The 18,670-nt window shown below is 73.4% G+C and carries 14 protein-coding genes and 1 pseudogene; 1 reads left to right on the top strand and 14 read right to left on the bottom strand.

Going from position 1 to position 18,670, the window contains the following annotated elements; all coding sequences use genetic code 11:
* Positions 1-91: 91 nt before the first annotated feature.
* From D458_RS0109790 to nirB, 13 genes and pseudogenes are all read right to left on the bottom strand, one after another.
* Positions 92-1,330 (bottom strand): site-specific integrase, encoded by a 1,239-nt coding sequence (locus D458_RS0109790; RefSeq protein WP_040702299.1) that lies wholly within the window; start codon positions 1,328-1,330, stop codon positions 92-94.
* Between the two features lie 76 nt (positions 1,331-1,406).
* Positions 1,407-1,967: a hypothetical protein gene (locus D458_RS0109785; RefSeq protein WP_017586559.1), complete on the bottom strand. Its 561-nt coding sequence runs from the start codon at positions 1,965-1,967 to the stop codon at positions 1,407-1,409.
* A 10-nt stretch (positions 1,968-1,977) separates the two neighbouring features.
* The gene (locus tag D458_RS0109780; RefSeq protein WP_017586558.1) at positions 1,978-2,301 is read right to left on the bottom strand and encodes a hypothetical protein; all 324 of its coding nucleotides are present in this window, start codon (positions 2,299-2,301) and stop codon (positions 1,978-1,980) included.
* Positions 2,302-2,507: 206 nt separating this feature from the next.
* Entirely contained in the window at positions 2,508-6,077 is a 3,570-nt protein-coding gene (locus D458_RS0109775) for a TM0106 family RecB-like putative nuclease (protein ID WP_017586557.1), read from the bottom strand.
* A 324-nt stretch (positions 6,078-6,401) separates the two neighbouring features.
* Positions 6,402-7,244 (bottom strand): septal ring lytic transglycosylase RlpA family protein, encoded by an 843-nt coding sequence (locus tag D458_RS37920; RefSeq protein WP_017586556.1) that lies wholly within the window; start codon positions 7,242-7,244, stop codon positions 6,402-6,404.
* A gap of 225 nt (positions 7,245-7,469) precedes the next feature.
* Complete coding sequence (locus tag D458_RS0109765; protein WP_017586555.1) at positions 7,470-8,705, bottom strand: dual specificity protein phosphatase family protein; 1,236 nt, start codon at positions 8,703-8,705, stop codon at positions 7,470-7,472.
* A 182-nt stretch (positions 8,706-8,887) separates the two neighbouring features.
* Positions 8,888-9,418, bottom strand: a complete 531-nt coding sequence (locus D458_RS0109760; RefSeq protein ID WP_017586554.1) for a GNAT family N-acetyltransferase — start codon at positions 9,416-9,418, stop codon at positions 8,888-8,890.
* 164 nt (positions 9,419-9,582) lie between these two features.
* The gene (locus D458_RS0109755) at positions 9,583-10,455 is read right to left on the bottom strand and encodes a helix-turn-helix domain-containing protein (RefSeq protein WP_152521099.1); all 873 of its coding nucleotides are present in this window, start codon (positions 10,453-10,455) and stop codon (positions 9,583-9,585) included.
* A 33-nt stretch (positions 10,456-10,488) separates the two neighbouring features.
* On the bottom strand, positions 10,489-11,298 hold the full coding sequence (locus tag D458_RS0109750) for an alpha/beta fold hydrolase (protein WP_026119157.1): 810 nt from the start codon (positions 11,296-11,298) through the stop codon (positions 10,489-10,491).
* Between the two features lie 150 nt (positions 11,299-11,448).
* Positions 11,449-12,156 carry a sirohydrochlorin chelatase gene (locus D458_RS0109745; protein WP_017586551.1) on the bottom strand — a complete coding sequence of 236 codons (708 nt, stop codon included), beginning with the start codon at positions 12,154-12,156 and terminating at the stop codon, positions 11,449-11,451.
* Positions 12,150-13,304, bottom strand: a complete 1,155-nt coding sequence (locus tag D458_RS0109740) for a uroporphyrinogen-III synthase (protein ID WP_017586550.1) — start codon at positions 13,302-13,304, stop codon at positions 12,150-12,152. Before D458_RS0109740 ends, D458_RS0109745 begins: the two co-directional genes overlap by 7 nt.
* A 101-nt stretch (positions 13,305-13,405) precedes the next feature.
* A pseudogene (gene nirD, locus D458_RS33285) lies at positions 13,406-13,780 on the bottom strand (nitrite reductase small subunit NirD); the annotation flags it as partial.
* Entirely contained in the window at positions 13,777-16,284 is a 2,508-nt protein-coding gene (gene nirB / locus D458_RS0109730) for a nitrite reductase large subunit NirB (protein ID WP_017586548.1), read from the bottom strand. The gene nirB and the pseudogene nirD, both read right to left, overlap by 4 nt.
* A 206-nt stretch (positions 16,285-16,490) precedes the next feature.
* Between nirB and D458_RS0109725 the strand changes: the two genes are divergently transcribed.
* Positions 16,491-17,396, top strand: coding sequence for an ADP-ribosylglycohydrolase family protein (locus D458_RS0109725; RefSeq protein ID WP_017586547.1), 906 nt, complete (start codon positions 16,491-16,493; stop codon positions 17,394-17,396).
* Between the two features lie 39 nt (positions 17,397-17,435).
* On the opposite strand, the gene D458_RS34810 is transcribed toward D458_RS0109725, so the two are convergent.
* Complete coding sequence (locus D458_RS34810; RefSeq protein ID WP_152521097.1) at positions 17,436-18,269, bottom strand: hypothetical protein; 834 nt, start codon at positions 18,267-18,269, stop codon at positions 17,436-17,438.
* Between the last annotated feature and the right edge of the window lie 401 nt (positions 18,270-18,670).

The raw sequence follows: 18,670 nt of genomic DNA, 5'->3' as shown, positions 1-18,670 counted from the left end.
ACGGGTTATATCAGGTGTTGCTGGTGGGTTTGTTGGTGATTCGAGATGAGGGGGTGGCCGCCTGGTGGCCGCTCCTCCCCCGGTGCGGGTCCTACAGGCCCAGTCGGGTGACCGCGTTGTCCTCCAGGGGGTCGGCGGTGCGGATGTAGTCGTGGACCGTCTGGGCGTTGGTCCACCGTCCCTGACGCATGATCTCGCGGTCGGTGGCCCCGCCCAGCGCGGCCTGGGTGGCGAACCCGGCGCGCAGGGAGTGACCGCCGAAGTCGTCGGGGTCCAGCCCGGCCCGTTGGGCGTAGCGTTTGACCACATCGCCCACGGCCTTGGCCGACATCGGTTTGTGGGCCAGGCGGCCGTGCCGGTCCACCCCCGGCAGCAGGGGGCGTTCGGTGCCGTCGGCCAGCTCCAGGCGCCCGAGCCCTTGGCAGGAGTGGGCGGGTGCGGGATCGGGTGCGCCCAGGCTCTCCAGCCAAGTGCGCACCGCGGGCGCTCCCCCGTCGCGGTGCACCGCCACCAGCGCCGACCAGTCGGCCAGGGCGCACACCGGGCAGGTGGCGCGGTGGCGTCCCCGTGGCAGGGCCACCCTCTGGCCGGTCCGCCCCTCCTGGTCGGTCTTGGTCGCCCCGAGCGAGACCACCAGGGTAGGTGATCCGGTGGAGGGGTCCACGCGCAGGGCCAGGTCGTCGAAGCTGAGCGCGGCCAGTTCCGCACGGCGCAGTGCCCCGGCGAACCCGGTCAGCAGCAGTACCGCGTCACGCCTGCGGGCCACTCCCCCGGGGTGGCCCTCGGCCGGGCGCACCGCCAGCAGCGACTCCAGGGTGCTCAGCACCACAGGGGCCTTGCGGCGCGGGCGCGCCTTGCGGGTGCGGCGGATACCGCGCAGGGTCATGCGCACGACCTCGGCGCGGGTGGGTGAGTCCAGGCCGTGGGCGCCGTGGACGGCGGCGATGGCCGCGGCCCGCCGCTCCAGGGTGGCCGGGGCCAGCGCCCATCCGGTGCCGTCGTCGGTGCGCTGTTCGGCGCAGGCCGCCAGGTAGACGGCCACGTCCACCGGGTCGGCCGGCAGGGAGGTGCGCCGCTCGGTCAGGCACCAGGCGCCGAACGCCGTCCAGTCGGCGCGGTAGGCGCGCAGGGTGGCCGGTGACTGGGCGTTGGTCAGGAAGCGGCCCAGGGTCTGGGCCTGTTCGGTGTCGAAGCGCTCCCGGACCCGTTCCAGGGCGCGGGTGTCCACGAGCACACCGTGGTCCAGGTGCTCCAGGCGGGCGCGCACGGGTGAGGGCAGGGCGATCTCGGCCCGGGGTGTGTCGGGGTCGGTGGTGTCCACAGCTTCCATTGTGACCGGGGCCTGGGCCCAGCTGCGGTAGGCGGGCGTGGCAGGCGGGGCGGGTTGGGCTCGGGCGGGGTGGTGCTCAGCCGGGGTCGGGGGCCGCGGTGCCGAACAGGTGGGCGCTCAGGGCGTCCCAGAGTTCGACCGGGGAGATGACCAGCAGCAGCAGCCCCACGGACAGGGCCAGGGCGACGGTGAAGGCGATCGCGGCCTTCTTGCGGCGCAGTACGGCGGCGGTGAGGGCGCCCGCGGCCGGCACGACCCAGGCCATGACCAGGAACCAGACCAGGGCGGTGCCGATGGAGCGCACGGCCTGGGCCTCCTGCTCGGCGAGCAGGGCCGGGTCGCCCATGGCGCCGGGGTCGGTCAGGGCGGGGTCGGCGACCGCCTCGAAGGCGGAGAGTCCGGCGAAGAGCACGGCGGCCAGCGCCAGCGGACTGCCCAGGGCCCACAGCACCCACAGCACGGCCCAGAGGACGGTCAGGCGCCGGTCGGGCGGTTCGGCGACCACGACCGGGGTGCGGCTCACCGGACGCCTGTCGGGGATCCGGCCCGGTTCGAGGCGGCCCTGCTCGGTGGCGGGAGCCGGTGGTGGGGACCCCTGCTGGTGGGGCTTGCGGCGGTTGCGTTTCTTGGGTGACACGCCCGGGAGCCTACCCGGCCGACCCGGACAGGTGGATGACCACCACGAACACCACGGGCCAGACCAGCAGTGCCAGCGCCCACAGGGCGGCCTTGCGGTCGCCCGCCACGGTGGCCACGGCCGCGGCCAGGAAGGGGATGCCCACGGCAGCGCCGAAGGCCAGGGTGAACCATTCGGCGGCCGAGCCGGCGTGGGAGTCGGCGTCGATGCCCATCAGATAGCCCACGGGGCCCAGGACCAGCGCGAACAGGGCCAGGACGACGATGACGACACGGATACCGGTGGGGTGGCGGGTGTTGCGGCCACCGCCGGGAGTGGAGGGACGTTCAGACACGGGGGCCGTGGTGCCTTTCGAGAACGGGTGGCGGGCCGGTGCGGCCAGGCCCGGGCAGCAGGTGCGGGGGTGCGGGCCTGTGAGACACGACCCCACCCGGGCGCGGGGGCGCGTGGGCGCTCGCGACCGGGTGTGGTGTGCTCCCTAAAACGTACTCCACCTGGGAGGTGTCCGAAACCCGGGGCGGGGTGTGTGCGGGGTGGTTCTCAAAGGTCGGGCCAGGGGCGCGCGGAGCTGACCAGGCCGGTGAAGGAGGCCAGCAGGCGTAGTTCGTCGATGGTGCGCGGGGCGGTGGTGAGCAGGTCGGGTGAGTGCACGACCAGGGCCAGGAGCTGGGCGCGTGAGAGGGCGACGTTGAGGCGGTTGCGGTCCAGGACGAAGGAGGGGCCGCGGCTGGTCTCGGCGGCGTTGGAGGTGGTCATGGAGCAGATGACGGCGGCCGCCTCCTGGCCCTGGAACTTGTCGACGGTGCCCACCCGTACCCCTTCCAGGGCGGGGGTGTGCTCCTGGGCGCGGGTCAGGGCCTGGCGCAGGGTGCGCACCTGCAGGTTGTAGGGGGCCACCACGAGGATGTCTGTGCCGGTGAGGGGGCGCGGGCCCTGGTCGGGGTCGGTGGTGACCTGTTCGGTGACCAGGCGGCGGGCGGCGGCCACCACCGCCTCGACCTCTTCGGGGCTGTGGGTGGTGCGGCCGCTGTGGTGGACGGGGCTGGTGTACACGCCCGGGGCCAGGGTGGACAGGGAGCGGTGGGCGGTGGAGGGGTGGGCCTGCAGGCGCCCCTGGTAGGACAGGGCCGAGACGGGTGCGCACACGGCCGGGTGCATGCGCCGGGTCTGGTCCAGGAAGTAGCCCAGGGCGGGGTCGATGACGGCCTCGCCGGCCATCAGGTGCTGCAGGGCCGAGGCGTCGGCGCCCTCGGAGTGCACGCCTTGGACGACCTGGGGCAGTTGTCGGGGGTCGCCCAGCAGGACGAGGTTGTGGGCCGAGGCGGACACGGCCAGGGTGTCGGCCAGGGCGAACTGTCCGGCCTCGTCGATGATCATCACGTCCAGGGGGTCGGCGACGGTGTCGGCGCCGGACATGCCCCAGGCGGTGCCGCCGATCAGGACGGGTTGGCCCTGGGCGGCGCGTTTGGTGCGCCAGTTGGCCAGGACCTGTTGGCTGGAGGGCTGGTACCAGGGGGCGTCGGGGTCCTTCTTGCCGCCGCGGGGGCGTTTGGCGGCCTCCACGGTCAGGCCCTGGTCCTGGGCGGCGCGCAGGGCGGCGGCCATGACGTTCTCCACGGCCTTGTGGCCGGTGGAGCACACTCCCACGCTGCGTCCCTCCTTGATCAGGTGGGTGATGAGCTGGGCGGCCAGGTAGGTCTTGCCGGCCCCGGGTGGGCCCTGCACGGCCAGGTAGGAGTGGTCCAGGCGGTCCACGGCGCTGATGGCGGCGCTGATGAGGTCGCCGTCGGCGGGGTCGGGCAGCGGGCCGGGCGGGTTCAGGCGGGGCGGGATGCGGCGCAGGGCGTCCAGGCCGGGGTGGTGGGGCCAGGAGGGCAGTTCGGCCACGGCGGTGTGGGCGACCGTCTCCAGGGCGCCGTCCTTGGGTTTGGGGTCCACCGGTGAGCCGGGCAGGACGGCGGCGGGGGCGCGTGAGGAGATCTCGTCGGGGGCGGCGCTCTCCAGCAGGGTCAGGGAGTCGGGTTCGGCCTTGGTGACCTTGGCGGGGCGGGCGGTGGCGGCCTGGCCGGGGGCGCCGGGGTGGAGCAGGTGGACGCTCTCGCCCAGGGTGAAGGGGTTGGGGTGGGCGCGGTCCAGGCGCATGGCCACCTCGCGGCGGGCGTTCTTGCGCCTGCCGGTGGGCTCCTCCCACTCCCCCACGTGTACCTGCAAGGGCACGGCGCAGTTGCTGTCGGTCTCCAGGTCCTGCAGGGGTGCGCTCTGGCGTTGGAAGTGTTCGCGCCAGGGCGGGGTGTTCTCGCGCTGGTAGTAGCCGACCAGGGCGGCCAGGGCGGCGCGGGGGCGGTCCTGGTCGGTGCGCTGTTCGGGATCCTCGGGGACCTGGTCCAGGAGGGGGCCGGTCAGGGCGGCGTGGCGGGCGGCCTTCTCGGCGCGCCGCTGGGCGCGCTCGGCCTCCTCCTCGGAGAGTTCGAACTGGATCAGGGGGCGCTCGGTGATGCCCTGCTCGGTGCGGTGGCCCTCCAGCCAGTCGCGCAGGCGGGCGGTGGAGCGGCAGTCGTCGCGGTTGTAGTCGGCGATGTCGGCCAGGACCTGGGCGGCGGCCCGGACGTCTCCGGTCTCGCGGGCGGCCAGGTAGGCGGCGTAGGCGTCGATGCTGGAGGCGGCGGTGGTCACCTGGCCGCCGCGGGAGGTGTCCAGGTAGAGGGGCTCCAGGTACTTGATGGAGTAGGAGCGCTGGGACACGCGCAGGCTCTTCTTGACCACGGTGAACAGGTCGATGAGGCGGTTCTCGCGCAGGAGCCGGTCGACCTGTTCCTCACGGGTGTTGAACTCCGAGCTCAGGTGTTTGAGCCGGTCCACCTCGTAGGAGGCGTAGTGGTAGACGTGGGCGTTCTCGTCGGCGTCGATGCGGGCGGTGGCGAAGTCGACGAAGTCCTCCAGGGCCTTCTTCTCCTGGGTGCGGTCGTGGGCCCAGAAGGCGTGGAAGGTCTCCTGTCCGTTCTCGTCCTTGGTGGTGGCGCCGAACAGGTACTCCAGGCCGCGTTCGCCCTGGCGGGAGTGGTAGGGGTAGCCCTCCATGTCGAAGAAGACGTCGCCGGGGCTGGGTGCGGGCAGGGAGGCCAGGCCGTCGGGTGCGAAGACCTCGGCGGTGACGGTGCCCTGGGGGTTGGCGGGGGTGCGGGTGGTGTCCTGGCGTACCTGCAGGGCGGCCTGGGCGCGCAGCTGGTCGAAGGAGCGGCGCGGCAGGGTGTCGGGGCGCGCGTGGTCGGGGGCGCAGGCCAGGGCGTCGATGGTGTCCAGGCCGGCGTCGGTGAGTTTGGCGGCCTGGTCGGTGCGCAGGCCCGCGACCAGGGACAGGTGGCGGGCGGCGGTGCGTCCCTGGGAGCACCAGGTGTTGTAGCCGCAGCCCTCGCAGGCCGGGCGGGGCTGGCCCCAGGTGGGGGTGGGCAGGGCCGGTTCGGTGGCCAGGTGCTCCAGCAGGCGGGCGGTGATGGTGGTCAGGATGGGGGTGAACTCGGCGGTGGGCAGGGTGTGGGTGCGGCTGTCGCCGGTGAGCAGGTGCATGTGCTCGGGGGTGTGTCCGTGCAGGACGGCCACGGCCTGGGCGTAGGCGGCCAGTTGGACCACAGCCGAGGGGCCGGGGCGGCGGGCCAGCTTGGTGTCCCAGGGTTCGTAGGTGAAGGGGGTGGGGGCGTCGGGGCGGTGCCGGCCGGTGGCGGGGTCCACGTCGGAGCGGATGAGGAAGTCGGCGCGTCCGTGGAAGGCCACCTGGTCGGTGAGGGGGTGGTGGAAGGAGGCCTGGTAGATGACGGGGGCGCCGGCGGCCATGGCCTGGGCGGTTCGGGCCGCGGCGCGGGCCAGGGAGGCGTCGTCGGCGGTGGGTTCCTCGATGCGGACCAGGTCGTCGCCGAACAGGGCGCTGAGGCGGTCGAGTTCGGCCTTTTCGTGCAGGTCGCCGTGGTGGGCGACCAGGGCGTCGATGTCCTCGGGGCGGGGTGCGCCGGGCAGGTGGGCGGCCAGCGCGCTCTTGAGGGCGCTGCGGTGGTCGCACTCCAGGGTGTCGACGAGGTCGGTGGGTGAGACGACCCAGCCGGTGGTGGTGCGGAACAACGCCCGATTCCCCTTGGTGTGGTGGTGGCCTGCGGCGGTGGTGATGGGAGGGGATTGTGCCACGTCGTGGTGACGTGCGGGGACTCACACACGCGGGTGTGCGGGGTGTGCGGGGTGGTGGGTGTGGTCCCCGGGGCAGGAGTCTACGCGGGGCCTGCGGTGGGCGGGGTGGGTTCGCGCAGGTGGGGTGGGGCAGGCGGGGTGGGGTTCAGGTGGGGTGGGGTTCAGGTGGGGCCTCGCGGGTGCGGGGGTGGAAACGACGGCGCGCCCCGAACCCTCGGTGGGGTGCGGGGCGCGCCGTCGGTGCGGGGCCGGGTGGTGGGGCTAGCCCACGACCTCCCACTCGACCGTGCCCACACCGGCGCCGGTGCCGATGATCTGGTCGAAGGCCGCGGTGGACAGGTCCAGGCAGCGGCCGTCGATGTAGGGGCCGCGGTCGTTGATGCGCACCGTCACCGAGGAGCCGTTGTTGGGGTTGGTCACCTTGACCATGGTGTCGAAGGGCAGCGTCTTGTGCGCCGCCGTCATGGCGTTGGTGTCGAAGGTTTCGCCGTTGGCGGTGGTGGCGCCGTGGAAGCCGTCGCCGTAGAAGGAGGCCTGGCAGGTGCCGCCCTCGCCGGTGCCCTCGGAGGTGCCGGAGCCGCCCGCGTCACCGGAGGGCGCCTCGGCTTCGGGCTCCTCCTCTTCCTCGGGCTCCTCGAGGACGCCGGCCCCCGAGGCGGTCAGCGCCTGGGGCGCCGCGGCCTGGGAGCGGTCCTCATCGCCCTCGGCGAGCTCGGGGACCTCCTCGACGTCCTCCACGGTCAGGGTCTGGGTCTGGGCCTGGGGGATCCCGGCGGCGTTGGTGGCGTTCTGCGGGTCGCCGCCCGAGACGATGACGGCCGCTGCCGCGGTGCCGCCCACGACCAGGGTCAGGCCGGCGGCCGAGGCCACGACCAGGGCACGCTTCCTGCGTGAGCGCGAGCGCGCGGCGGCCTGGCGCGGTCCGAGGACGGGTGCGGCCTCGGTGGCCGCCTCGTACTGGGCTCCGTACTCGGGCCCGTAGCCGGATTCACGGTCGGCCTCGTAGCCGTCTTCGTAGTCGGCCTCGCGGTCGCTCTCGTGAGCGGCTTCGTGCTCGGTCTCGTGACCGTCAGCGGGCGGGATCTGGGGCTCGTGTTTGCCCACAACGCAGTCCTTCGAACGGGAACAGGGGCGTGGCGGTCGCCTCCCGGATCGGTGTCGCGGTGCCGTGGAGGGCGTGGAGCGCCGGGTGGTGCGGACCCCGGGGTACGGGTGGGGCCGGGCACGGGAGGAGCGGGGACCGCCGGTGGCATCGCACGGGGTCTGAGCGCAGAGCCTAGGGGTAACGCGAGGGTAACGGTACCGGAAAGTGGTGCTTTGTGGAACTTGTCACCCGCTGAGTTTGACCGCCCGCAGTTCGGGGCGGCGCGCAGGCAGCCCTTGGGGGAAGAGCACGGACCCGGGGTCGGGCAGGTCCAGGCCGCTGAGCTCGGCCACCGCCTGGGAGAGCGTGGGGTTGTCCAGATGCCCGCCCACGGCGTGGATGAGGGTGGTCATGGTGGGCAGGGGCGGCGCGCCCAGGGTGGCGGCGGCGTAGCGGGCGGCCACGGCCGGGGTGCGTGAGGCGCCCGCCCAGCAGTGCAGCAGCACCCGTTTTCCCTCGGAGCGCAGGGAGGCCACCGCCGCGGCGGCCTCGTCCAGGGTGAAGTGCAGGTTGCTGTTCTTGCCGGGGGTGTCGTGCAGCCACACCCGCACCCAGTCGCTGCCGGCCAGGTGGGGGGCGTCCTCTGGGTGGGTGCGGCACAGCGAGACGGCCGCGTCCACGCTCTGGGGGCGGGCGCGCAGGTAGTCCAGGTTGCCGAGCAGGACCTCGGGGTCCAGGGGGTGGGGCACGGCGAAGGGCGGCAGGCGCTGCTCGGGCCGCTGCCGGATGGCCTGCTGGGGCCACCGGTCGGGGTGGGAGCCGTTCAGGCAGACCAGGGCCGCGGTGGTCAGCGCGTGGGGGTCGGTGTGCTCGCTCAGCCTGCGCAGGGCCTGCAGGGGCAGGGCCGAGCTGCCCCAGCGCGCCCCGGCCAGGGCTCCGGTGCACATCGCGGCCAGGTCACCGCAGGCGTGGTAGGCCGACCAGACCGCGTCCACCAGGTGGGCGCAGGCGAACGAGCCCCGGGCGGGCGCGTGCGCGGGGACGGGTGTGCGGGTCAGCGCCCGCCAGGAGGTGCCCAGGGGGTCGTCGTTGGTGGTGTGCTCCAGGTCCGGTTCGGCGGCGGGCGGGGTGGCGGTGAGGACCAGTGAGCGCAGCACCCGGACCCAGGCGCCCTGCACGGGGTCCGTCGTGCGGGGGGCGGCGGCCGGGGCGGCGATGGCCTGTTCCAGCGCGGTGCGGCTCAGCTGGGCCAGCAGCACGGTGCCGGTGCGGCCGTTCGGTCCGCCATCGGCCGCGGCCGGCCCGGTCGGGAGGGGGTCGGCCGCGGCGCGGGAGGAGGTGGCGGCGGCGGTGAACCGGTGTGCCAGGGCGGGCGGGGTGCCCACCAGGGCCGCGGCGGCCACCGCGCCCAGCAGGGCTCCGACGGCGCGGTCGTGGGTGGGCTCTTCGACGGGGCGCGAGGGGATGGGCGCTGAGGGCACGGCTGTCCTCTACGGGGTGGAACCGGGTGGGGTGGGCGGGCTCCGGCCGGGTTCGGTCAGGGCCCACCGGTGGTCTTCCCTGAAGAGGTGGTCTTTGCGCACGGGTTGCCGGTTGTGGCCATCTTCGAACCCTGTGCCGCCGGTGCGCCCCGGGCAGGTCGGGGCGCGCGGCCCGGGCGCCGTCACTCCCGGGGGCGGGGCAGGAGCGGTTTCTCGTAGCGGGTGACCGGGTGCCAGGTGGAGTCGGGGCCGAAGGTGACCTGGCCGTGCGGGCGGTAGCCGCGGTGTTCGTAGTAGGCGCGCAGGCGGTGGTTGGTGGACACGCAGTCCAGGCGCACCCGGTCGTGGCCCAGGGCCGCGGACCTGGTCTCGGCCCAGGCCAGCAGGCGCGCGCCCAGCCCTTGGGCGGAGGCGGTCCTGGCCACCATGAGCCCGTGCACGTAGGTGGCGCGGGCGGTGGCCGAGTCGGGCCAGACCAGCGGGTCCTGTGTCAGCACGCGCACCGCTGCCGCCAGGTGGTCCTCCTGGTGCAGGACCCACCACTCGGCGCGCTGGATCTGCTCGAGGATCTGCGCCTGGCTCACCTCCCCCGGCGTCCACTGGGTGATGCCGCGGCTCTGCTGCCAGCGGGCCAGGGCCTCGCGCAGGGTGTGGAGGGCAGGGGCGTCGTCGGCCCGGGCGGGGATCGGTTCCGGGGCAGAAGGTGACCGCAAGGGTCCTCCTGGGGGTGAGGGGACGATGCTCGCGGCCTGGTCAGTGCCCTGCGTTGGGGCGGTGAGTCGAAGCGCCGCGCGGAACAGCGCGATGGTCTCACACACAGGTCGGTTGTGCGGACACCAGGCACTCCGGTCGACCTCACGTCGCGCAGGTCCCGCTGTCACCTTTGAGCAAGCGGGAGCGGAACAGGGCTTCGCGATGGTGATGAACCAGGCCACACAACGTCGTCGATGGCCAGCCACGGAGCGAGGGCCACAGTGGTGGGAGTGTGCCCGGCGAACGACTTGACCTCGCGGTGCAGGTGGGACTGATCGGCGTAGCCGCTCTCGGCGGCAACGTCGGCGGCGGTGTGGCCTGCCGCGAGAAGGCGGGCAGCGTGGTCGAACCGCACCAGTCGGGCGGCGCGTTTGGGTGTGATGCCGAGCTGGGCACGGAAGCGGGCCGACAGGCGTTTGCGGCTCCAGCCGACCTCGTCCGCGAGGTCCTCGACTCGTATCCGCCCCTGGCTGGAGCGCACCTGCCGCCAGGCGAAGGCGACCTCCGGGGCGACCCTCGGGCGGGCGCTCAGCCGCCGGCCGAGGATGTCCCTCATGATCGTGAACCGTTCGTTCCACGACGCGGTGGCGCGCAGCCTGTCCTCGGCGCGTGCGGCGTCGTGGCCCCAGACCTCCGCGAGTGGCACTACGGCCCCGGTGAGTTCGGTCGTCGTGCCGAGCGCGGCCGCCGCGGCGGCCGGATCCAGTCGGATCTGGAGGCACTCGCCCACCCGGCCACCTGTCCGGAGATCGCCGGGGAGGAGGCCGGCGACGAAACTGCCGCGCCTTCGCTGGCCGCGGGTGTGGTGGACCAGGCCCGCTGTCTCGCTCAGATCGATGAACAAGCTGACGGAGGGGTGCGCGACCATGGCGATGTCCACGAACGCCAAGGCGTTGTGGCGGAACCCGGCCATACTGCTTCCCGGCAGCCGGTCTGACGGGCGCGGGAGGGCGACGTCCACCAGCGCCCAGTCGGGTGGTGCCCCTGAGGAGAGCATCTGATCAGCGTAGACCTTGTCGGGGGCGGGGTGTCAGCGATCTGTTGCCGTGAAGTCGAGGAGCAGTTCGCTGGTCGCCTCGGGTGCTTCGAGTATGGGCAGGTGTCCGACGCCGGGCCTTTGCTCGACCCTTGCGTTCGGCACCGCGTGGTACTGGTGTGCCGAGGACGGCGCCCAACGGGGATCGGCGGCGCCGAAGATCACCAGTACGGGAATGCCGAGGTCGGCCAGGCGCTCGGGCACGCTCCGTTCGGTGAGGTACTCCCTGCCCCGACGCAGCACCGTCCTGAACGTGCGGTACGTGGTGCCCCGGGACGCGGCGATCATGTCGTCGGGGACCTGTACCGGGCGAGCAGCCGTGGCCCTGATCCCCTTGCGGATCATCGCGTTCGAGCGTCTTGCCCACAGGAGCGGGCCGAAAGGTGGTCCCAGCAGGACACGGAGGAGGAGCGGCTGCGGAAGGAGCGCGTCGAGGCTCGGGCCGCAGCTGATGAGCGCGATCGACCTCACCAGGTCGGGGCGCTGTTCGGCGAGCGCGGTGGCGACGTAGCCGCCACTGGAGTGTCCGACCACGGTGACCGAACCGAGTCCGAGTTCGTCGAGGAGTGCCGCTACCCGGTTGGCCTGCGCGGCCATGTCGTATGACGCTGCGGGCGGTGATTGGCCGCAGCCCGGGAGATCGACCCGCAGGACGTGGTGGTGCTCGGCAAGGGTCGGGACCATCGGGCTCCAGAGAACACCCGAGGCGCCCGAGCCGTGGATGAGCAGCAGCGGCGATGCCTGTCGAGGGCCGTCGTGGACCACATGCATCCCATGTGAGGGCGAAACGTCGTGTTCAGTCATGCGGTCGATGATGCGTGGGTTGTCGGGCATCGGTCTTGTACGAATGTCGCGGTCGGCCGGCCGCGAACAGCCTCATGAGGATTCCATCGACACCCCGGAGGAGAGCCGACCTGACCTGTCCGCATCGACACGGGCACCGGATCGCGGGCGTCAGGGGTGGGCGGGGTGGGGGACGGCGGCGCGCAGGTAGTGGTCGGCCACGGCGTGGGCGATGGCCGGGTCCGGGCACAGGGGCGCGGCGACCGCGTCGGCGCCCGATGCGGTGAGGCGGTCGTGGAACAGGCCCGGGGCCAGCAGCCAGGTGGCCACGCTGACCCGCCGGTGGCCGGCCGCGCGCAGTTCGGTGACCTTGTCGGCCACGGTGGGGGCGCTGGTGGCGGCGTAGGCCAGGTGCACGGGTCCGCCCGTGTGGTGGGACAGGCGCCGGGCGGCCTGGTCGAGTTCGGTCTGGGCGTGGGGGTCGGAGGTGCCCGCGCACGCCAGGATCAGGGCGTCGCCGCTCTGGTACCCGGCCTGGGTGAGGCGGCGCAGGGCGGTGGACATCAGTGCGGGGTGTTCGCCCAGGGCGGGGGTGATGACGGCGTCGGCGCGGCCCGCCAGGGCGAGTTGGTGGGGGATGTCGGTGCGTACGTGGTAGCCGGTGGCCAGGAAGGCGGGCACCACGACCAGGGGGCCGGGGGTGGTGGCGGCGACCTCGGTGACGGTGGGGCGGGTCACGTCGGCGAAGGCCAGGCGGGTGGGGCGGTGGGTCACCTCGGCCACGCGCAGGGCCAGGGAGTGGGCGATGGCGGTGCCGCGGGGTGAGCGGGTGCCGTGCAGGACCAGCAGCAGGGTGGGCACGCGGGCGGTGTTCAGCATGGGTGGGTGTCCAGGGCCAGGCGGTAGCCGCGTTTGACGACCGTTTGGATGATCTTGGCGTCGCCCAGAGCGGTGCGCAGGCGGGCCACGGCGGTTTCGACGGCGTGGGCGTCGGCGTCCTCGCCCAGGCAGGTGAGCAGGTGGGCGCGGTCGCGGACCTGGCCGGGGCGGTGGGCCAGGGCGCGCATCAGGCGCATGAGGGTGGGCGAGAGGGTGTGGACGGTGCCGTCGACCAGGACGGCGTGGCCGCGCAGGCGCAGGCGGTGTCCGGCCACGGTGAGGGTGGGGAAGCGGGCGGGGAGTTCTTCGGTGAGTTTGCGGACCTGGGCGCCGATGCGGGCGCGGTCGGGCCACACGGTGGGGATGTCGTGGGCCATCAGGGGGCGGGCGGTGACCGGTCCCACGCACATGGCCAGGACGTGGCCGCGCAGGGCGCCGATGAGGGCGTGGTGTTGGCCGGTGGTGTGGGCGCGGGCGAGCAGTCCGGCGGCGGCCGGGGCGCTGGTGAAGGTGACGGCGTCCACTCCCCCGGTGGTGACGGCCTCGATGAGGCGGTCCAGGGGGGCGGTCTGTTCGGGTTGGGTCCAGCGGTAGACGGGGACCTCGGTGACGTCGGCTCCGGCCAGGCGCAGGGCGGCGGTGAAGTCGGGCAGGGGTTCGCCGTGGAGCTGGATGGCCACGCGCAGGCCCTGGACGCCGCGCTCCAGGAGGTAGTCCAGGACCTCGGCGGAGGATTCGGAAGGGGGTGACCACTCCTCGGTGAGTCCGGCGGCGCGGATGGCGCCCTTGGCCTTGGGGCCGCGGGCGAGCAGGCGTGAGGAGTTCATGCCGGCCAGGAGGGGGTCGGCCATGCCCCAGGTCTCGCAGGCCTCGATCCAGCCGCGGAAGCCGATGCCGGTGGTGGCCACGACGACGTCGGCGGGGGCGCGGGTGAGCTGTTCGGAGACGGAGGCCAGGCGCTGGTCGTCGCTCAGGGGGACGATGCGCAGGGCGGGGGCGGCGATGACCTGGGCGCCCTTGCGGTGGAGCAGGGCGGTGAGTTCCTCGGCGCGGCGGGCGGCAGTGACGGCGACGGTGAACCCGGCCAGGGGTGCGGTGGTGGCTTCGGGTGTGGGCGGGGAGGCCGCGGTGGGCGGGGTGGGGGTCATGGGGTCCCCTCTTCGGCGCGGGTGGTGTCCGGGGCGGTGGCCCGGGGTGGGGGGTTGGGGCTGGTGGGGTCTTGGGGGGCGGTGGTGTCGGCGCCGGGGCCGGTGTGGGGTGTGGTGGCGATCTGGACGTTCTGGCCCTGCACGCGCACGGGCCAGGTGCTCAGGCCGATGCCGGGGGTGTCCAGGCTCTGGCCGGTGCGCAGGGAGAAGACGTGCTTGAGCATGGGTGAGGCCACGGTGGGCTCTCCGGCGCGGTCGCCCACGATGCCGCGGGAGATGACGGTGGCGCCGGTGTGGGGGTCGAGGTTGTCCACGGCGTACAGGTGGTGGTCGCGGGTGCGGAAGAGGGCGACCTGGTGGCCGTCGGGGAGCAGCACGGCCAGACCGATCTCGGTTTCGAGGCGGTCCTGGGGGCAGGCGGTGACCCAGTGCGCGGCGGGCGGCGGGCCGGCGGGGACGTGGGTGAGGACGCTCATCGGGTGCTCTCCTTGCTGGTGCGGAGGGTGGGCATGCCCAGGGCGGTGGGGGTGCCGGGCACGGGCTGGTCGCGGGTGGTGGTGAAGCTGATGGCCGGGTCGGGGGTGGTGGGGGCGTTGGCGAAGGAGACGAAGCGGGCGAGCTTGTCGGGGTCCTCCAGTACGGCCGCCCACTCGTCGGTGTAGGTGTCCACGTGGCGGGCCATGGCGGCCTCGAGTTCGTCGGCGATGCCCAGGGCGTCCTCGACCACGACCTCGCGCAGGTGGTCCAGGCCGCCCTCCAGCGCTTCGATCCAGGGCGCGGTGCGCTGGAGGCGGTCGGCGGTGCGGATGTAGAACATCAGGAAGCGGTCGATGTAGCGGATGAGGGTGTCCTCGTCCAGGTCGCCGGCGAGGAGTTGGGCGTGGCGGGGGGTGAAGCCGCCGTTGCCGCCCACGTACAGGTTCCAGCCGGTTTCGGTGGCGATGATCCCGAAGTCCTTGCCGCGGGCCTCGGCGCACTCGCGGGCGCATCCGGAGACGGCGGACTTGAGTTTGTGGGGTGAGCGCAGGCCCCGATAGCGCTCCTCCAGGCGGATGGCCAGGCCCACCGAGTCCTGGACGCCGTAGCGGCACCAGGTGGTGCCCACGCACGACTTGACGGTGCGCAGGGACTTTCCGTAGGCGTGTCCGGACTCGAAGCCGGCGTCGACCAGGCGCCGCCAGATGGCGGGCAGCTGTTCCAGGCGGGCGCCGAACAGGTCGATGCGCTGGCCGCCGGTGATCTTGGTGTAGAGGCCGAAGTCGCGGGCGACCTCGCCGATGACGATGAGCCGGTCGGGGGTGATCTCTCCGCCGGGGATGCGCGGTACCACCGAGTAGGTGCCGTTGCGCTGCAGGTTGGCCAGGTAGCGGTCGTTGGTGTCCTGAAGGGTGGCGGCCTCCCCGTCCAGGATGTGTCCGCCGCCCAGGGAGGCCAGGATCGAGGCCACGGCGGGTTTGCAGATGTCGCAGCCGTGTCCGGTGCCGTGGGTCTCGATGAGGGCGGAGAAGGTGGTGGTGCCGGTGGCGCGCACGATCTCCAGGAGTTCGGTGCGCGACTGGGTGAAGTGTTCGCACAGGGCCTTGGACTGGACGATGCCGGCCTGGGTGAGGATCTGTTTGAGCATGGGCACGCACGAGCCGCAGCTGGTGCCCGCCCGGGTGCAGGACTTGAGTTCGGCCACGTCGTGGGCGCCGCAGGCGATCGCCTCGGTGACCGCGCCCTTGGTGACGGCGTTGCACGAGCAGATCTGGGCGCTCTCGGGCAGGGCGTCGGCGCTGAGTCCTTCGCCGTCGGGGGTGATCAGGGCCAGCGGGTCGCCGGGCAGGGGTGCGCCCACCATGGGGCGCAGGGTGGCGTAGGCGGTGGCGTCGCCGACCAGGATGCCGCCCAGCAGTGTGGTGGCGTCGTCGGAGAGGACGAGTTTGGCGTAGCGGCCGCCGGCGGCGTCGTTGACGACCACGTCCAGGGCGCCGGGGGTGGTGCCGTGGGCGTCGCCGAAGCTGGCCACGTCCACGCCCAGGAGTTTGAGTTTGGTGGAGGTGTCGGCTCCGGTGAAGGTGGCCTGGCCGCCGACCAGGCGGTCGGCCAGGACCTCGGCCATGGCGTTGCCGGGGGCGATGAGCCCGTAGACGGTGCCGCGGTGGTGGGCGGCCTCGCCGATGGCGTGGATGTGGGCGTCGCTGGTGGTGCAGGTGTCGTCGATGACGATGCCGCCGCGCTCGCCCAGGGTGAGTCCGGCGGTGCGGGCCAGGTCGTCGCGGGGGCGGATGCCCACGGAGAACACGACCAGGTCGGTCTGCAGGTGGCTGCCGTCGGCCAGCATCAGGCGGGCGGCGCGGCCGTCGGGGCCCGCTTCGACGGCGGTGGAGGCGGTGCCGGTGTGCACGTGCACGCCCAGGTCGGTGACCAGGTTCTGCAGGAGTGCTCCGGCGCCCTGGTCGATCTGGGCGGGCATCAGGTGGGGGGCGAGTTCGACGACGTGGGCCTGGACGCCGAGCAGGCGTAGGGCGTTGGCGGCTTCCAGGCCGAGCAGGCCGCCGCCGATGACCACACCGGTGGTGGCCTCGCGGGCGGAGGCGGTGAGGTCGTCCAGGTCCTCGATGGTGCGGTAGACGTGGCAGCCGGGCAGGTCGTGGCCGGGGACGGGCGGCACGAAGGGGGTGGATCCGGTGGCCAGGACCAGGCGGTCGTAGGGCAGGGTGCGGCCGGAGGCGGTGGTGACGGTGCGGGCGGCGCGGTCGACGGAGGTGGCCTGCTCGGACACGTGGACGTCGACGTCGGGGCCGCGCAGGTCGCCCAGGGACAGGTCCTGGGCGGTGGCGCCGTCGAGGTAGGTGGACAGGGCGACGCGGTCGTAGGCGGTGCGGGGCTCCTCGCCCACGACGGTGATGTGCCAGTGGCGGGCGGTGTCGCGCTCGCGAAGGGCCTCGACGAGTCGGTGGCCGACCATGCCGTTGCCGATGACGACGAGTTCTTCCATGGGGCGGCTCCTGCGGGCTTCGGGCTGCGGGGTCGGACGCTTCCCAGGCAACCGGCAGGGTGTTACCCGTGGGTTGGTGGTGGGTGTCGGGGATGTTTCGTTGTGCTGTCACCGCAGGTGGGGGATGCGTGATTGGTGGGGAAAGAGGTGGGGGCGCGGGCGGGGCGTGGACAGTGCGGTGCTCGTGTGGTCAGGATGGTGGTGATATGCACTCCATCGACATCGCGCGCCCGGTGCGCGCCCTTGCCTCCCTGTCCGCCCTGGCCGTGGGCGATGCCTTCGGCTCCCAGTTCTTCGTCCCCGAGAACCGGCCTCACCTGACCGGGCGGGAGTTGCCGCCGGGCCCCTGGCAGTGGACCGATGACACCGAGATGGCGGCGTCGGTCCACGCCGAGGTGGTGCGCGGCGGTGCGGTGGACGCCGACCGGTTGGCGGCCTCCTTCGCCCGCCACCACGACTTCGACCGCGGGTACGGGCCCTCGACCGGGCGGATGCTGCGGCTGGTGCGTGAGGGCGGTGACTGGCGGGCTCTGGCCGCGGAGCAGTTCGAGGGGGCGGGGTCCTTCGGCAACGGGGCGGCGATGCGGGTGGCCCCGCTGGGCGCCTGGTACGCCGAGGATCTGGAGGAGGTGGTGGAGCAGGCGGCGGTGAGCGCGCGCATCACCCACACCCACCCCGAGGCGGTGGACGGGGCGATCGCGGTGGCGGTGGCCGCGGCCCTGGTGGCGCGGCGCGAGACGATGGGCGCGGGCCCCTTCCTGGACCGGGTGGTGGGGTGCCTGCCCCAGGGCCGGGTGCGGGAGGCGGTGCGTGACGCCCGGGCCCTGCTGATCACCTCCAACCCGTTGGGGGTGGCCGCGGAGCTGGGCAACGGGTCCCGGGTCAGCGCTCTGGACACGGTGCCCTTCGCGCTGTGGGCGGCGGCCCGGCACCGGTCGGGGTTGGCCTCGGCGCTGTGGGCCACTGTGGCTGCGGGCGGGGACATGGACACCACCTGCGCGATCGTGGCGGGCATTCTGGGGGCCGGGCTGCCGGAGGGTGCGATGCCCAGGGAGTGGGTCGAGCGCACCGAGCCGCTGCCGGACTGGGCGCTGGCCGCCGCTCCCCTGTAGCGCCGGATCTGGGCGGCTCGGTCGGGGCCGGTGGGCTGGTCAGTGCTGTTGCGGCCCGGAGGGGTCGGGCCCGTGCGGGTGGTCCTGTGGGCCGCGAGCCCCGCCCTGGTGGGGAGGCGGTGCTCCCTGTGGACCTGGTGGCCCCTGGTGTCCCCCGAACCCCTGGGGGCCCGCGGGTCCCTGGAAACCCTGGGGACGTCGCGGGTCCTGGGGCGGGCCGGGATAGGGGCCCTGACGTGGGCCGTGGGGCGTGCGTTCGTTGATGAGCTGTTGGCGGTGGCGGCCCCGGCGCACGACGGTGACGATGATCAGCAGGACGCCGCCCACCACCCCCAGGAACGGGAGGAGCAGCAGCGAGCCCAGTGCTCCGAGCAGCCCCGTCATGAGGGTGCCGGTGGTGTCGCCCCCGTAGGCCAGCCCGAAGCGGACGTTCTCGGGGGCCCTGCAGGTCAGGGTGTACTCGCCCGGGTCGGACAGGCGGGTCATGCCGATCATCGCCCAGGAGCCGTCCGAGCCCTCCACCTCGTGGTTGAAGGTGGGGTAGTTGAAGGCGGGGCGCTCGCCGCCGGGTCCGGTCAGGGCGCACGCGGTGTGGTCCACACCGGCGGGTGAGCCGTACAGCAGCCACCCCTGCTCGGTGTGCTCCTGGTCGTCGACGGTGAAGGTCGCGCTCTGGGAGCCCTGGGTGCGTGCGGCGAACTCGGGCAGGGCCACGGCCTGGACGAGCATGACGACGAACAGGACCGCGCCCGCGATCAGTGACAGCGGGATGAGCGCGCCGCCCACCCAGAGCCAGGCGCGGGAGGGGCGCAGTTCCCCGGGGTCCACGTGGGGCGGCGGTGGCCCGTAGGGGCCCGGGTGCGGTGCGGCCATGCGGTGAGTGTCGCACGCGCCACCGGTGATGACACGCATTCTTGGCGCAGCCTTGGAGGCGTGTTGTCCAACCTTGTGACCCCGGGAGGCGGGTGCCGCCCGGGCGGTGCGGGCCGGTCTCGGCGGGGGCCGGGACCGGCGGGGACCGGGGTGGTGGCCGAGGGGTCGGTGCTGTCCTGAGGGGGCGGTGCGCGCGGCGGTGGCCCCGGTGCTCCCGAGGCCGAAGGGCGAGCGGGTCGGGAACCCTGAGGAGGCAGGCGTGGGCTCAGGGCGGATTTGAGGGTTGCGTTCCGGCATCAGCTGTTCTGATGGACAAAGAGCTGGGAAAGCCTCAAAAAGCACTTCAATGACACACTTGAAGGAGGGGTGGCCGGTCAGGGCACCCGAGACCTTCGAGGGGG

The organism is Nocardiopsis ganjiahuensis DSM 45031 (assembly GCF_000341085.1).
Taxonomy (GTDB): domain Bacteria; phylum Actinomycetota; class Actinomycetes; order Streptosporangiales; family Streptosporangiaceae; genus Nocardiopsis; species Nocardiopsis ganjiahuensis.
This window is presented reverse-complemented; position numbering and strand designations above follow the sequence as displayed.

Excerpts from the sequence above, each read along its gene's own strand:
- D458_RS0109790 (WP_040702299.1), bottom strand. The coding sequence starts at position 1,330 with ATGGAAGCTGTGGACACCACCGACCCCGACACACCCCGGGCCGAGATC.
- nirB (WP_017586548.1), bottom strand. The coding sequence starts at position 16,284 with ATGGAAGAACTCGTCGTCATCGGCAACGGCATGGTCGGCCACCGACTC.
- D458_RS0109725 (WP_017586547.1), top strand. The coding sequence starts at position 16,491 with ATGCACTCCATCGACATCGCGCGCCCGGTGCGCGCCCTTGCCTCCCTG.
- D458_RS0109740 (WP_017586550.1), bottom strand. The coding sequence starts at position 13,304 with ATGACCCCCACCCCGCCCACCGCGGCCTCCCCGCCCACACCCGAAGCC.
- D458_RS34810 (WP_152521097.1), bottom strand. The coding sequence starts at position 18,269 with ATGGCCGCACCGCACCCGGGCCCCTACGGGCCACCGCCGCCCCACGTG.
- D458_RS0109750 (WP_026119157.1), bottom strand. The coding sequence starts at position 11,298 with ATGACTGAACACGACGTTTCGCCCTCACATGGGATGCATGTGGTCCAC.
- D458_RS0109755 (WP_152521099.1), bottom strand. The coding sequence starts at position 10,455 with ATGCTCTCCTCAGGGGCACCACCCGACTGGGCGCTGGTGGACGTCGCC.
- D458_RS0109745 (WP_017586551.1), bottom strand. The coding sequence starts at position 12,156 with ATGCTGAACACCGCCCGCGTGCCCACCCTGCTGCTGGTCCTGCACGGC.